This window comes from Paenibacillus sp. FSL H8-0034 (assembly GCF_038000305.1).
In the GTDB taxonomy this organism is placed as follows: domain Bacteria; phylum Bacillota; class Bacilli; order Paenibacillales; family NBRC-103111; genus Paenibacillus_S.
In genome coordinates this window covers 5,556,951-5,571,507 of sequence record NZ_JBBOBS010000001.1, presented here as the reverse complement: position 1 = coordinate 5,571,507, position 14,557 = coordinate 5,556,951, and the positions used below count along the sequence as shown (strand labels likewise).

The window sequence follows — 14,557 nt, the reverse complement described above, 5'->3', positions numbered from 1 at the left end:
TCAGGATGAATAAGAAGGGAGAAAGCCTACCTGCATGACCAACTGAGTAGCGCTTATCCATTCCATTTCCGGTACTGAAGCGGTGATAGTCCACACAACGATTTGAATATGCGTCCAAAATGCGTACTGCTCTCGAAGCCGACCTTTTCAGTAATACCTGTGACCGAATACCGAGTCGTTTTCAGCAGCTTTTGTGCTTCCTGTACCCGCAGCTGATTCACATACTCAATAACAGTGAAGCCTGTCACTTCTTTATAAATGCGGCACAGGTAATAAGAGGAAATATGAAAATGCTCGGCAAGTGCCTTCAGACTTAATGGCTCGCGAAAATGCTCGTTAATATATTTGACAATATCGGATACTTTACGGTGAAGTGTGGTCGGATGCTCGGCCGGTTGGCTGGTACTGCCGGTTTGCTCGGCATGACGATACAACAGGAGCAGCAGCTCGCTTAGCAGCAGCTTGTTATAACCCGCAGCTCCGGGTTCTGCAAGCTTTTGTTCTCGCATCATTTTTTCAATAATGGACTCCATCATGGCCAGTTCCCTTGGATTCGGATGAATCACAGGCTGCTCATCAAAGATACGGAGCAAATCAGGTACAATTTGCTGGTGAATGCCATGGATAAAGTCCTCGCGAAAATTGATCAAAAACCGCTCATGGTTGGGAAATTCAGCCTGCATCGTTTTATGCAGCACATTGGGCTGGATGAGTACGATATCTCCCTTGCGGACGTGGTAAGAACGGTCTTTAATAAAATAATACCGTTCCCCTGAGCGCAGATAGTAAATCTCGTAAGAATTATGGGCATGATTTTGGGCCATTGTGTAAGGGCCGATTCGTATATTATGATCCAGATAAAAAAGATCCTTTTCTGTATGAATGAAAGGTTTTTGATTGTTAGGAACCGTCATGATGAAGGCCACCCACTTTCTTAACTAAAGTAATAACAATATAAGTTGAAAAAATGAAATGTAAGCAATTTTCGTGCTGTTTTCATGTATTTATTGCGCTATACTCACAATAGCACAGACAAGGGAGGAAATACAGATGTCAGCACGTAAAAGATATGCGCTTGTGGGTACAGGTGGGCGCGCCGCTTTTTTCTACACAGCTATTGTTGAGAATTTTAAAGAAACTTCCGATCTCGTCGCTTTTTGCGATGTGAATCAAACCCGGATGGATTATGCCAATGCCAAAATTGCACCCTTTGGCGTAGGTCCGCTGCCAACATACAAATCAGAGGATTTTGATCGTATGATTGAAGAGGTGAAACCGGATATTGTTATCGTAACAACGGTTGACCGAACTCACCATACTTATATTATCCGCGCTATGGAGCTTGGCTGTGACGTCATTTCCGAAAAACCGATGACGGTCGACGAAGTGAAATGTCAGGAGATTTTGGATGCGATCAAGAGAACGGGGCAAAACCTTCGTGTAACCTTTAACTACCGGTACTCACCGCACAACACGAAAATCCGTGAGTTGATAATGGATGGAGCTATCGGCGACGTAACGAGTGTGCATTTTGAATGGATGCTGAACACGAAGCATGGCGCGGATTATTTCCGTCGTTGGCACCGTGACAAACGTAATAGTGGTGGTTTGCTCGTTCACAAGTCGACACACCATTTTGATCTGGTTAACTTCTGGCTGGGTACGCAGCCTGCAACGGTATATGCACTGGGAGATCTGATGTTCTATGGTCGCGAAAATGCCGAGAAGCGTGGAGTTACCGAGTTCTATTCCCGTGCACACGGCAGTGCCAATGCCAAGAACGATCCATTTGCTCTTCATTTGGAAGAGAATGAGCAGCTGAAGGCCATGTACCTCGATGCGGAAAAAGAAGATGGATATTTCCGTGACCAGAGCGTATTCGGTGATGGCATCAATATAGAAGACACGATGGGTGTTATGGTGAAATACCGCAGCAATGCGATTCTTACCTATAATCTGTTTGCCTACTCCCCTTGGGAAGGCTTCCGTGTTAACTTTAATGGTACGAAGGGCCGGATCGAAATGGAGGTTGTTGAAGCCTCTTATGTAAATTCAGGCGGCGATCAGGCTTTGGAAGGCGCAGTAAAAGGTAAGAAAATTACCGTTTACCCAATGTTTGACGCTCCTTACGAAGTTCATGTAGCAGAAAGCAAAGGTGGACATGGTGGCGGTGATCCTGTGCTGCTGAACGATCTGTTCGGTAAACCGGATCATGACCGCTTCAACCGCGCGGCTTCGCACGTAGACGGTGCAATGTCCATCCTGACTGGAATCGCGGGTAATCGCTCGATCAAGACGGGATTGCCGGTTAAGGTTTCCGAGCTGGTACAGTTTTAATATATTCCATAAAAGACCAAGTGGACAGGCATCTGCCTGAAAGCTTGGTTTTTAGTTTTATACATAGGTACATCCTTATGAGTAATTGAGAAATATTCGTAAAATTAAAGTCTAGTCCTCACTCATTTGTTATAATGGAAAGCACGGCTTTAACACGGCAACAAGAAAAGAGGAGTCGCTATGAAACAAATCGCAGAAACGATAATGGTCACCTTTGCAGGCGGCCTGTTGTTCACCTGGTTGCATGTACCGCTCAGCTGGATGCTGGGACCATTGACGGCTGTTCTGCTTTGGACAGCACTAGCGCGCCGCAGTCTGGCTTGGCCTGGAAAACTTCGAAATATGGGTTTGGCTTTACTTGGTTATAGTATGGGACTTTCATTTACGATAGAAAGTGCCCTGCAAATATCGACTCAGCTGCCGTCAATGCTGGTTGCAACAATTACAACAATTGTATTCAGTCTGATCGTTGCCGCACGGACAGCCCGGCAAACGAATGTTAGTTTCGAAAGCAGTGCGATTGGCAGCATCCCTGGCGGTCTGTCGCAGATGGTCGTATTAAGTGAAGAAATTGAAGGAGCAGATTTAGCTGTTGTGGCATTTATGCAAACGATTCGGCTGCTGACTGTTATTTTTACCGTGCCTTTTTTGGCAGTGCATGGCTTGGCGAACGAAGCTGTTCAAGGTGGACCTGCTGGACAAGTGAATGGATCTGCAGATACGATTATTAGTTCCATCCTGGCAGCCGCGCAGGCTATTACAACAAGACCGCTATTCAGTGTTATCTTATTGCTATGCGTCATGGCTTCCGTCTGGATTGCCGTGAGGTTGAGATTTCCGACGCCTTATTTTCTGGGTCCTATCCTGGCTGCCTCATTGTTCACGATTGCCGGGTATGAACCACCGCATTTACCTTCGTTACTTATCATTTTGGCTCAATGGAGTCTCGGTATTTATTTGGGACTGGGGATTAAGCTCAGCAGTCTGGGGAATTGGCGTAAACTACTTCCTTATTCGATTATGGGGAGTGTTGCCATCGTGGCATTTTCCTTGGGGCTGTCCGTTGTGTTTAGTTCATTGCTGCCCATTTCCGTCATGACTGCCTTTTTGGGTACGTCCCCAGGCGGAATGACGGAGATGGGTGTTACCGCAACACTTGTAGGAGCTAACGTGTCTTTGGTGGTAGCCTATCAAATGTTTCGCATATTATTTATTTTATTCGTTGTGCCTTATTTGTTAAAGTGGGGATTCCGCCGCTTTCGCCGCAATCCCAATCCAGATCCGCGTACAGGAGAAAGTTAATAGCTAAAGTGAACATACATACAACTACAGTTTCTCGGAGATGCGTTGTGCCAGTCGTTCACCCATGATGATATGACCGAAATCAGAGGGATGAATCAGGTCAGCAGCAAGAGCGCTAAAATCATTCAGAACCTCATGGCCTTCAATCAAATGTAGATGGGGCAGAGCAAATTCACGGTGAAGATCGCGTATAGCCTGAGAGAATTGTTTATTGGCATTCGTTAAAGGGTTATTCTCACTGACCAGATGATCCGATGAGTTAGGAAATAAGGTGATCAGGAACACCGGTTTTCCGATGTTTTTGGTCACTATTTGATTGATTAGATACCGCGCACGGGAAGTGAATTCCTCTGTTGTGAAGAGTTCTCTCATGTTGACGCCAAGCTCCAATACAGCGATATCCCATGCTGGTTGCTCAGCCAGAAAATCAGCGATCTCTGCTTCGCACAGGCAGGAGCCGCCCAAGCCTTTGTTCAATAGATCATAGCCGAGTCGTCGGGCGGTCTGCTGAATGTAAGCATTGTGATGCACGGTTGCACCAGAGCCATGCGTAATGGAAGAACCGTAAGCTAACATGGTTTGACTTGGAAGCTCATGTGCATGCGGAGGCCGATAAGCGTGCCCGAACGTTTCCAAATGATGAAATGCCACTTGAAATCCAATTCCCGCTTCATAATTGCGACTGATTCCGATCCTCCATACATCCGAGGAGAAGCGTCCCGTCTCCAATGCCTGCTTGTGAACCTCCCCAAATCGGGCATGCTTTTCGAGCTGCAGCGTATGTACACGTCCCGGCACCAATCTGTGTACGGAATGGACATAATCCCCGTTGTAGATGACGATATCCCCTTCACCCAGCGTTGCGGTCAACACCACTCTCAGTATACGGGCTTCCGTCACAAATCGTATTTCGCAGCCTGTCGACTGCTCCGCTACATAACGACCGTTGGGGCGGGCTTCCGTTCCCAGCGCGTATCTGACCTTTTGTGGAAAGCGCTGTAAAAGAATTCCAGAGACTCCATGAGCTTGCTCCAGCTCGGCGACATTGTGAAATTCCAAATCGTTAACAATCATATGATCACCCTAATCTATGAATTTAACAGTTTAAATTACATCTTTAATATTACTATGTTTATCATAAAAATATAAGATATTAAAAAAGCAGAATTCGACAAATAAACTTACCTATAATCGTCCAAAAAAGGTATAATTTACAGTAAGCGAAAGAAACATGGGTGAGACCACATATCTAGTGATTTTGGTTGTGCTATACTTGTAGGATACAAATAACAGAAATGAGGCTGGAATCGATATGCCGCAATCATCTGCTTTAAGCCAAAAACCGTTGAAGCTGTTGTCTAATCGTGTGTGGAGAACCTATTACGGAGGTAAGCTGATCGAGGCTTGGCAGGGTATCGAATCGCCACAGGATAACTCTTTTCCTGAAGAATGGATAGCGTCAGTCGTTCAGGCACGTAATGCGGGACGAGAAGATAAAGTGGAAGGTTTAAGCTGGGTTGAGGTTGACGGTGAGGCCCCTATATCTTTGAAGGAACTTGTAGAGGCGCAGCCTGTATTATTTTTAGGAGAACGTCATGCCCAAGTGTACGGCGGCCAATTGGGTGTACTTGTCAAAGCTCTGGATTCATCTGAACGTTTGACCATTCAGGTGCATCCTGACCGTCGAGCTGCGCAGAAGCTCTTTCAATCCGCTTTTGGCAAGACAGAGGCATGGTATATCCTGGGTGGAAGAGTTATCAATGGAGAAGATCCTTATATACTTTACGGCTTTAAGCCGGGAATGACTCGTGAAAAGTGGGAGCAGCTATTTTGGGATCAGGATATTGAAGGCATGCTGCAATCACTGAATAAAATAAAAGTGGAACCGGGACAGGTTTTTATAGTGGAAGGCGGAATGCCTCATGCAATCGGTTCAGGTTGTTTCTTGCTTGAAATTCAGGAACCAACAGACTATACGATTCGTGTAGAACGTATGACACCAAGCGGTAGAGAAATTGCTGAGTTTATGTGTCATCAAGGCATCGGTTTTGATCGGATGTTCGATTGTTTTCATTATGATGTATATACAGAGGAAGAGGTTGCCGCTGCTTTTCGCTTACAGCCAAAGCTTGTTCATGAATCAAAGGGATTCACAGAGAGCTCGTTGATTAGTTATGAGGATACCCGTTATTTTGCGCTGAGCTCTGTGGAAATCCCAACTTCTTGTGTATTGGGGCAGCAGGGCAGCTTCTCCATACTTGTCGTCGCTGCAGGTGCAGGCAATCTGGTTTGGAAATACGGTCGAATACAGGTTAAACAAGGTGATCAAATTTTCTTACCTGCAGGACTTGAAGAACTACGCTGTGAACGTACGGATGGAGTCATGCTTCATTTACTGAGATGCTTTCCGCCTCAAGCTCTATTAGTGACCCATACGGAGCAACTTCATACGGATTGAAGGTAATTGCCAGATATATTGAATATACAAAATTCCGATTGTAAGGAAGGAATCTCTATATTTCGATCTTTCATTTCAGTCATTAGAAGCTCAATAAAATCATTATCGAGATCCAGTTCCAATGAATCCAGATAACACTCAATTAACACAATATCACTTAACGTTCTCATCATTATGCCCTCTTTCCTATATTTCCAATATATGTACTTTCATCATATATCTATCATATAATGAAATCTCATTAACATCAGCACATTTGTAGTGCGATGGAAGGCAGACTTTAGTTGCAACCTGTTGCAGTCTTCGACAAAAAAAGAGAGAATATATATTAAGAAACAACTGTTTCTTATATACATTCTCTCTAATTGTTGGTAAAATATTGTATTTGTGAGTATTACTCCCAATCTGCGACATTGTCTGTGTTATTATTGTTTAAAAATACGTTTATCAGAGCTTTTTCTTCTTCGTCAGACAAACCAAGGGAGTCCAGGTAGCTGCGGTCATTCAGACGAGCTTGAAGCGTTTCGGTATCCAATTGCTTAAGACTTTTGGCGGCTGCATACAGTTCAGCGGAAATAGTTTTATTTTGCATATTATCACCTCACCTTCCAAATAAACCTATATATCCTTTATATCACAAATTATCGAAAAAGAAAGAGGTTTTAGGATGAAAGAACGATTGCTTTTCAAATTTGTTCTAATTTTGCTGGTTTCGACCCAAATTTGGTTCTTATATGTTAGTACACAGTACCCAGTCGTTGGAGCTGGAGTGAAATTGAATCAAGAAGGGTCCTGGTACGTAAGTACGATCAATGAGAGAAATATTGCTATGAAAGCAGGGCTGCAGATCGGCGATGTTATTGTACAGGTTAATGGCCGAGATCCGTTAGAATTTCCTTCTGTGATCAAGTGGCACTCACTGGATCAGGCTGATCATGTTCTTGCAACACGGAACGGAAGGGAGTTCGAGGTTTCGTTCAGAGGAGAGCGTAATTTTACCGATTATGATGCGCTGGCGGTAACATTGGCTGCCCTCAGCTTACTCGGCTCGCTGCTGCTGCTGAAAAAAAAGCGAAATTCACCTTCTGCCCGGTATTTAACGCTGGTATTGCTTGATATGAGCGGGGCATTCATGGCGCTTGGTGCTTCGATCAGGGGGGACGGAATGGGCAAGATCATGATGTTCCTGTTCATTATGCTGGTACCTATCCTGTTTCTTCATTTTTTTGTAGTCTTTTTGAAGGAAAAGCAGGATTATCAATTATCGATTAAATTGCTGAAAAAAATGTATACAGTCGTTACAGCAGGAATTGCCTTGATTTCACAAATCACTTATTTTTGGCCATCACCTTTAACCTATGACATCTACCGCTTTAACTCGATTTTTTGCGTTTTGTACTTTTTGTTTGGTTTTGTATTAGCCCTTTCTATTTTATTCAAACTGTATCTCAAGTATCGTAAAGAGCAAAGCTACATATCAACCATGATCAAAACGGTATGGGCATCGATATTCGTTTCCTTCACGCCGATCGTCTGTTTTTCCTTTATTCCTAATTATTTGTATGGTTACGGTTGGATGAACTCACTTTATGCAGGCATTTTCGTTTTCTTTTTCCCGATTACGCTAGCTTATTTGGTCGTAACGACCAAGCTGTACGATATTGACGTTGTGCTGCGGCGCGTACTCCTTACGGCCCTGATTGCGACGGTTCCAAGCGGTATCTTTGTCGTCATGATCAAGGTGCTCTTCCCTGCCGAGGCTGCCTTTATAAGACTGCTGCTGATGTTTGTTCTGTTCGTTGCCATCCTTACTTTTGTGTTGTATTCGCTGGAAAATATGTTTGCCAAACTCGAGCCGATTCTATTTCCGCGCAAATATTATTTGCAATCCGCTCTGAAAAAAATTGCCAAAAATCTCGGCTCCATCACGAGCTTTCGGGAATTTAAAGATATTATTCTGGTGGATATCGTCAATACTTTGCAGGTATTTGGGGGTGCGATTGTTTTTCAATATAAGGATTCCTTGGAAATCATTAAAGAAGGAAGTATTAATGTCTCGGAAATTGAGAGCTACTTGAATGGAGAGAAGGCGTTGCCTCCTTCTTTAACTATTTATAAGATCAACCATCAGGAAGAATATACCAGCTACTTTGTTCTGACAGAGAAGCGGACAACAGCTTTTCTCGGCGTAGAGGAAAAGCAATGGCTGCAGTTAATCATCACTTATCTCGCTGTCAGTCTGGAAAATGTACACTTAATACGCAAGCTCACGGGGAAGGTGGAGGAGCTGGCATCGCAAATTCCTAATGAACAGGCTGGCAATGACTTTATATGGTTTCGTAAATTGATGTTCGAGCTGCAGGAAAAGGAACGTGTTCGCATTGCAACCGATCTTCATGATACAACGATGCAGGATTTATTTTTTCTGAAAGAACGACTGCATCTGCTGCTTGAGAAGTATGCTTTAACAAAACAGGATAAAACCCAAATGATCAGTATCATCGATTACATTGATGTGATTAACAGCAATCTGCGTCAAAGCTGCTTTGAACTGCATCCTTATTTGATTAAAGAAATCGGACTTGTCCGGACCATAGAGCAATTGATAGAGATGGAAGCGGCGATCGCTCCTTTTGAGTTAAAGTTTAACGCAGGTCTGGCCAATGTTATCGAAATGAGAGATTTGGAGACGAAGCGTCACATTTTCCGGATGGTGCAGGAATTGATTAACAATGCCAAGAAGCATTCACAAGCTGATCAGGTTCTGATTGATCTTGTCGATCACAAGAGCCTGCTACAACTGACTTATGTGGATGACGGAGTGGGATTTGAGTCAAGTCTGGCTTTGGTGAGAGAAATCGGATCTTCCGGGACAGGTATTGAGCAAATCAAAAGTCGGATCTTATCCTTAAATGGAGAGTATGAGCTTGAATCGAGTAGAGGCAAAGGTATGCGATTGTTTGTTTCCATTCCAATGAAAGAAGGCTTATCGGCATGATGCAGATAAAAAAAGCAATTGTCACAGACGATCATCCTTTAATGGCTCAAGCTACCAAAGAACTTCTGGAACAGATTGAAGGGGTAGAGGTCGTAGGTATAGCCAGCAATGGGCAGTCATGTCTGGAGCTTGTGGAGAAATACCGTCCTGATTTGGTTTTTCTGGATTACCAGCTTCCGGATCACATGGGAACGGACATTGCAGCACAAATCAAAGCCTCCTACCCAAAGACGCATATCGTCTTTTTTACCGGTGTGGATGTGTCAGCTTTGACCGACGTTTTTCTGGAGCTTCAAGTAAGCGGAGTGATTTCCAAAGGCACTCGGCATGCAACGATACAGCACATAATTGGATGTATTTTGGATGATTATATCGTGATGCCGCGTTCGGTTTTACAAACGTTTAAGGGCAGCACAGTACCGTCCACTGCAGAGCTGACCGATGAAGAAGTACTCATCATGATGTTAATTATTAAGGGGACTACTCTTGAACAGATAGCAGCGCAAATTCATATCAGCAAACGATCGGTGGATAATTATCAAAGAAAAATTTACGGGAAACTGGGGGTGAAGACGAGGGTTGAGGCCATTGAAGCATTCATCCGAAGTAAATATTACAAGGACGGGAGAGATGATTTATGATAGAGCCACGAATTGTTGAAGAGATGCAGCGGATTGTGGACAAGTACGTTACGGAGCCCGATTTAAATGAGTTAATGAAAGCTTTTATTCAGGATAAAGCGGCTGAAAACGCTCAATGGTCTAATATTACGCGATATACACATTATATGCTGGGTGGAGATTCATCTCATATTGATCTTGCTGCAGCCATGACGGAAATCATCCTGCTATCCTTCGATATCATTGATGATTTACAGGATGGTGACAACAAGGGCAAGCCCTGGATCGTATGCTCCACCGCTTATACGTTGAATGGAATTTTGGCATTCCTGTTTGCTTTTATGACCGAGATAAGCACCTTACAAGAGAGCCATGGACAAGCAGGTTCATCCTTGATGGCGAAGCTGGGAGTTATATTGTCGCAGTCTATTAATGGGCAGCAAATTGATTTGAATGACAGCATTTCATCCGAACGTGATTACTTGACCATGATTGAGAAAAAATCGGGTTCGCTGCTGCGCTTTGCATGCTCGATGGGATATTTGCTGATTCCGGATCTGGATCAACGAACGATGGACACGATGGATCAGCTTGCCAATTATATCGGGATGATTTCACAGCTCGACAATGACATTCGGGACGTGCTCCGGTTTGATGTGAAAAACGATTTGCTGCAAAAGAAACGTACTTTGCCAATTTTGTTTTTACTCATGGAAAAGGATGACAACTTCCCCTATATACAGCAGTATTATAAGGGTCAGCTTACCTATGATCAATTTGTGATCCGTAAACGAGAGTGCATCCAATATATTGAGGATTCAGGATGTATTGAGTACTGCAGAATTATACAGTCTTTACACATGGATCAAGTGAACCATCTGTTCGAATCCTTGCCTGGTATCACTTCGTGGAAGGAACAATTCAAGGGTATTACGTTTGGCAAGCTTACCCGGAAGGTCGGATAAACGGAGCTGGTTCCATACAATTTGGAGAGTCTGCTATTTCTTGTTATGATAGTAGGGAGAACACAGCTTTTTTTCCAATACAGATAAGGAGGTAACGATAATGAGCGACAATATTGAACAAACAGCTACTCAGGAGCTGGCAACATTTGCAGGTGGCTGCTTCTGGTGCATGGTATCACCCTTCGAGGAGCTTCCGGGAATTATCAAAGTGGTGTCCGGTTATACGGGTGGTCACACGGTAAATCCGACCTACGAGCAGGTTTGCTCGGAAACAACCGGACATGCGGAAGCTGTACAAATCACCTTTGATCCTGCTGTTTTTCCTTATACAAAGCTGTTGGATACGTTCTGGCAGCAGATTGATCCGACTGATGCCGGTGGGCAATTCCATGATAGAGGCGGTTCATATCGAACGTCCATCTTTTATCATAACGAAGAGCAAAGAGTACAGGCAGAGGCATCCAAGCAAGCTCTGGAGCAAAGTGGACGCTTCGACCGTCCGGTTGTAACGCCAATTGTCCCGGCAACTGAATTCTATGAGGCAGAAGAATATCATCAGGGCTATCATCATAAAAATCCGCTGCGCTATAAAAGCTACAGAAAAGGCTCGGGTCGGGAAGCTTTTATTCAGAATCACTGGAATACAGAAGCAGATAAGCAGAAGCTGAAACAAATTCTTACACCTATTCAATACGAAGTTACTCAAAACAGTGGAACGGAACCTCCGTTTCAAAATGAATTTTGGGATGATCATCGTGAAGGGATTTATGTAGATATTGTTTCGGGCGAGCCTTTGTTCAGCTCTCTGGACAAGTTTGACTCCGGCTGCGGATGGCCGAGCTTTACGAAGCCGCTCATACCTGCCAACGTAAAGGATAAACCGGATTACAAGCATTTTATGGTCCGCACTGAGGTGCGCAGCCGCGAGGCCGACTCCCATTTGGGACATGTTTTTAACGATGGTCCACAGCCGACAGGTTTACGCTATTGCATCAACTCCGCAGCATTACGCTTTATTCCCAAAGCAGAGCTGGAGCAAGCGGGTTATGGATCTTATCTCAGCTTATTCAATGATTCAACAGGAGGAATGTAGAATGAGCTATTTTGCTGTATTTTTACCTTTAATTAGTGTGGAAAGAAGCAAGGAATTTCGTCCGGCACATTTGGAATTTCTAGAAAAGGGAAGAAATGAAGGCTGGGTATTTGCCAATGGACGTTTTGTTGACGGATCCGGAGGGTTGGTTATTTATGAAGCTGATTCGATTGATGAGGTTCTGGACAGAGTGAAGCAGGATCCTTATGTCGCAGGAAATGCACGCGGCTATGAGATCCATGAGTGGGACCTGGTAACGAAAGCGCCGCTTTCTTAAAATTCACATCGTACACAACAGCCTGAACACCAGCATCCTGGCGGTCAGGCTGTTTTGCTTATTTCCAAAAGTAAGGCGATATGCTATACTAAACTTAGTACCAAGTACTAATACTAAGTATCAAAAAAGGAGCTAAAATGATGCAGCTTATAAAGGCGCGTATTACGGCTATTGGCACCTATGTTCCAACTCAAAGATTGACCAATTTCGATTTGGAAAAACTAGTGGATACTAACGACGAATGGATTATACAACGTACAGGTATTCGGGAACGCCGGATCAGCAGGCCTGATCAATATACCAGTGATTTATGTACAGAAGCAGCTAATAATTTAATAAGCAGATATAACAAGTCTCTGGCTGATGTTGATTTGATTATTGTGGCAACAAGTACACCGGATTTTCCTTTTCCCAGTACGGCAGCGATCCTTCAAGAAAAGCTTGGCATATCCAGTTCAACCGGAGCTATAGATTTGAGTGCGGCATGTGCAGGATTTGCTTATGGACTTCATCTGGCGGAGGGTATGATTGCCTCAGGCCTGCATCGTAAGATTCTAGTTTTTGGAGCGGATACGCTCTCGAAAATTACCGATTACACAGACCGGACGACTTGTGTATTGTTTGGTGATGGTGCAGGTGCGGTGCTGGTAGAAGCGGATGCTGAGCTTTCCAGCTTTGTAGCGTATCATCAAGCTACTGAGGGGAAAGGGGGCGGCCACGTTTACCGAGTCGGCTTGGCTGACCAAATATTCGGCACACAGCTAAATGACAGTGGGAAGCTTGTCCAGAATGGCAGAGAGGTGTTTCGCTGGGCTGTCAGAAGTGTCTCTGAAGGCATACTGGAGCTGCTAAATAAAAGTGGTCATGCTACTGCCGATATAGATTGGTTCGTGCCTCACAGTGCTAATCTGAGATTGATTGAGCCGCTTAGCGAACGTATCGGGATTTCACTCGATCAGACCTTATACAGCCTTGTAAATTACGGCAACACATCAGCCGCGTCGATACCTCTCGCGCTTGACCTTGGTATTCGTGAGGGTAAGCTGACTGATGGTGACCGCATTCTCATCTATGGATTTGGTGCCGGCCTCGTACAGGCTGGGCTGCTGCTTCATTGGAAGCTGGATTGACAGCATGCATGCAGCAGCAACGAATAAGAAGGATTGAGATGGGGAATCCCATAATAACCAATAGAGGAGAATATGTTATGAAAAGACGAGTAGTAGTTACAGGATTAAGTGTGATTTCACCACTTGGCTCCCAGGTAGATCCGTTCTGGAAACGACTTGTGGCCGGCGAGTCCGGAATCTCGCGATTAGAGAGCTTTGACCCTGCCATTTTCCCAACTCAGATAGCTGGAGTTGTGTCAGATTTCTTGCCCGAGACTTTTTTTGACAGCAAAGAGCTTCGTCATATGGACCGCTTTGTTCAATTTGCAACAGCGGCAGGCAAGATGGCGTTGGATGATGCCCAATTCACGATTACCGAGTCCAATGCACATCGGGTTGGTGTTAGTATTGGAACAGGTATTGGCGGCATACAAACCTTGCTCGACAATCACAAGACGATGCTGGAGAGAAGCCCGCGACGGATCAGTCCTTTTTTGATTCCGATGATGATTGCCAATATGGGTTCGGCCCAGCTATCGATCCAATTGGGTGCCAAAGGTCCCAATACGACACCTGTTAACGCATGTGCTTCCGGTAACAATGCAATCGGGGATTCCTTTCATATGATCCAGAACGGTTTGGCAGATATGATGCTTGCAGGGGGAGCGGAGTCGCCGCTTAATGAGCTTTCGTTTGGTGGTTTTTGCAATATGAAAGCCATGTCCACAAACAATGATGAGCCCCGCAAAGCGAGCCGTCCGTTTGATGCCAATCGTGATGGATTCGTGATGAGTGAAGGTGCAGGTGTATTGGTGTTGGAGGAGCTGGAACATGCCATAGCAAGAGGAGCGCGGATTTGGGCAGAAATCATCGGTTATGGTCAATCTGCAGATGCTTATCATATCACCGCACCGGATCCAAGTGGGATGGGAGCAGTACGAGCGATGAAGGAAGCACTGGCAGATGCGCGGATTGCGCCTGAAGAAATTGATTACATTAATGCACATGCGACAGGCACACCATTGGGTGATCGGTCCGAGACGCAGGCGATCAGGCAAGTTTTTGGCGCGCATGCAGACAAGCTTAAAGTAAGTGCAACCAAATCGGCTACAGGGCATTTATTCGGAGCGGCGGGCGGGCTTGAAGCTGTGATTGCCGTGAAATCAATAGTTGAAGGTGTTGTACCGCCTACAATTAATTATGATACGCCTGATCCTGAATGTGATTTGGATTATGTGCCGAATGTAGCGAGAACAACGGATCTACATACGGTACTTTCTAACGGATTCGGATTTGGTGGTCATAATGCAGTTGTTGTGTTCCGAAAGTATTAATACTTTTACGACTCACTGCTGAAATCTGCCTTTTTTGAACATGCCTATGAATGTTTCCATTGAC

Annotated in this window: 14 protein-coding genes; 10 read left to right on the top strand and 4 right to left on the bottom strand. The window is 44.6% G+C overall.

Annotation, left to right across the window (positions count from 1 at the left end):
• Positions 1–53: 53 nt before the first annotated feature.
• Positions 54–914 carry an AraC family transcriptional regulator gene (locus tag NST47_RS25235; protein ID WP_341157589.1) on the bottom strand — a complete coding sequence of 287 codons (861 nt, stop codon included), beginning with the start codon at positions 912–914 and terminating at the stop codon, positions 54–56.
• Between the two features lie 136 nt (positions 915–1,050).
• Here NST47_RS25235 and NST47_RS25230 point away from each other — a divergent pair, with 136 nt between their 5' ends.
• Both NST47_RS25230 and NST47_RS25225 read left to right on the top strand, forming a co-directional pair.
• Positions 1,051–2,337 (top strand): Gfo/Idh/MocA family oxidoreductase, encoded by a 1,287-nt coding sequence (locus NST47_RS25230; RefSeq protein WP_240416845.1) that lies wholly within the window; start codon positions 1,051–1,053, stop codon positions 2,335–2,337.
• 180 nt (positions 2,338–2,517) lie between these two features.
• On the top strand, positions 2,518–3,639 hold the full coding sequence (locus NST47_RS25225; protein ID WP_341157588.1) for an AbrB family transcriptional regulator: 1,122 nt from the start codon (positions 2,518–2,520) through the stop codon (positions 3,637–3,639).
• A 24-nt stretch (positions 3,640–3,663) separates the two neighbouring features.
• On the opposite strand, the gene NST47_RS25220 is transcribed toward NST47_RS25225, so the two are convergent.
• Positions 3,664–4,713: an SGNH/GDSL hydrolase family protein gene (locus NST47_RS25220; RefSeq protein ID WP_341157587.1), complete on the bottom strand. Its 1,050-nt coding sequence runs from the start codon at positions 4,711–4,713 to the stop codon at positions 3,664–3,666.
• A gap of 238 nt (positions 4,714–4,951) precedes the next feature.
• Here NST47_RS25220 and NST47_RS25215 point away from each other — a divergent pair, with 238 nt between their 5' ends.
• Entirely contained in the window at positions 4,952–6,097 is a 1,146-nt protein-coding gene (locus NST47_RS25215) for a type I phosphomannose isomerase catalytic subunit (RefSeq protein ID WP_341157586.1), read from the top strand.
• Here NST47_RS25215 and NST47_RS25210 read toward each other — a convergent pair.
• Positions 6,085–6,267 (bottom strand): sporulation histidine kinase inhibitor Sda, encoded by a 183-nt coding sequence (locus NST47_RS25210; RefSeq protein WP_341157585.1) that lies wholly within the window; start codon positions 6,265–6,267, stop codon positions 6,085–6,087. The genes NST47_RS25215 and NST47_RS25210 overlap by 13 nt on opposite strands.
• A gap of 224 nt (positions 6,268–6,491) precedes the next feature.
• Positions 6,492–6,689 (bottom strand): hypothetical protein, encoded by a 198-nt coding sequence (locus tag NST47_RS25205; RefSeq protein ID WP_341157584.1) that lies wholly within the window; start codon positions 6,687–6,689, stop codon positions 6,492–6,494.
• Between the two features lie 75 nt (positions 6,690–6,764).
• Between NST47_RS25205 and NST47_RS25200 the strand changes: the two genes are divergently transcribed.
• The 7 genes from NST47_RS25200 to fabF all read left to right on the top strand — a co-directional run bounded on the left by NST47_RS25200 (position 6,765) and on the right by fabF (position 14,493).
• A complete protein-coding gene (locus NST47_RS25200; protein WP_341157583.1) occupies positions 6,765–9,095 on the top strand; it encodes an ATP-binding protein in 2,331 nt (776 codons plus the stop codon).
• Positions 9,092–9,736 (top strand): response regulator transcription factor, encoded by a 645-nt coding sequence (locus NST47_RS25195; RefSeq protein WP_341157582.1) that lies wholly within the window; start codon positions 9,092–9,094, stop codon positions 9,734–9,736. Before NST47_RS25200 ends, NST47_RS25195 begins: the two co-directional genes overlap by 4 nt.
• Complete coding sequence (locus NST47_RS25190; RefSeq protein WP_341157581.1) at positions 9,733–10,680, top strand: polyprenyl synthetase family protein; 948 nt, start codon at positions 9,733–9,735, stop codon at positions 10,678–10,680. The genes NST47_RS25195 and NST47_RS25190 overlap by 4 nt, the downstream gene beginning before the upstream one ends.
• Positions 10,681–10,780: 100 nt before the next feature.
• Positions 10,781–11,773 carry a peptide-methionine (S)-S-oxide reductase MsrA gene (msrA, locus tag NST47_RS25185; protein WP_341157580.1) on the top strand — a complete coding sequence of 331 codons (993 nt, stop codon included), beginning with the start codon at positions 10,781–10,783 and terminating at the stop codon, positions 11,771–11,773.
• 1 nt (position 11,774) lies between these two features.
• A complete protein-coding gene (locus tag NST47_RS25180) occupies positions 11,775–12,050 on the top strand; it encodes a YciI family protein (protein ID WP_341157579.1) in 276 nt (91 codons plus the stop codon).
• Between the two features lie 140 nt (positions 12,051–12,190).
• Positions 12,191–13,180: a ketoacyl-ACP synthase III gene (locus tag NST47_RS25175; protein ID WP_341157578.1), complete on the top strand. Its 990-nt coding sequence runs from the start codon at positions 12,191–12,193 to the stop codon at positions 13,178–13,180.
• Between the two features lie 77 nt (positions 13,181–13,257).
• Positions 13,258–14,493, top strand: coding sequence for a beta-ketoacyl-ACP synthase II (gene fabF, locus NST47_RS25170; RefSeq protein ID WP_341157577.1), 1,236 nt, complete (start codon positions 13,258–13,260; stop codon positions 14,491–14,493).
• The last annotated feature ends 64 nt before the right edge of the window (positions 14,494–14,557 follow it).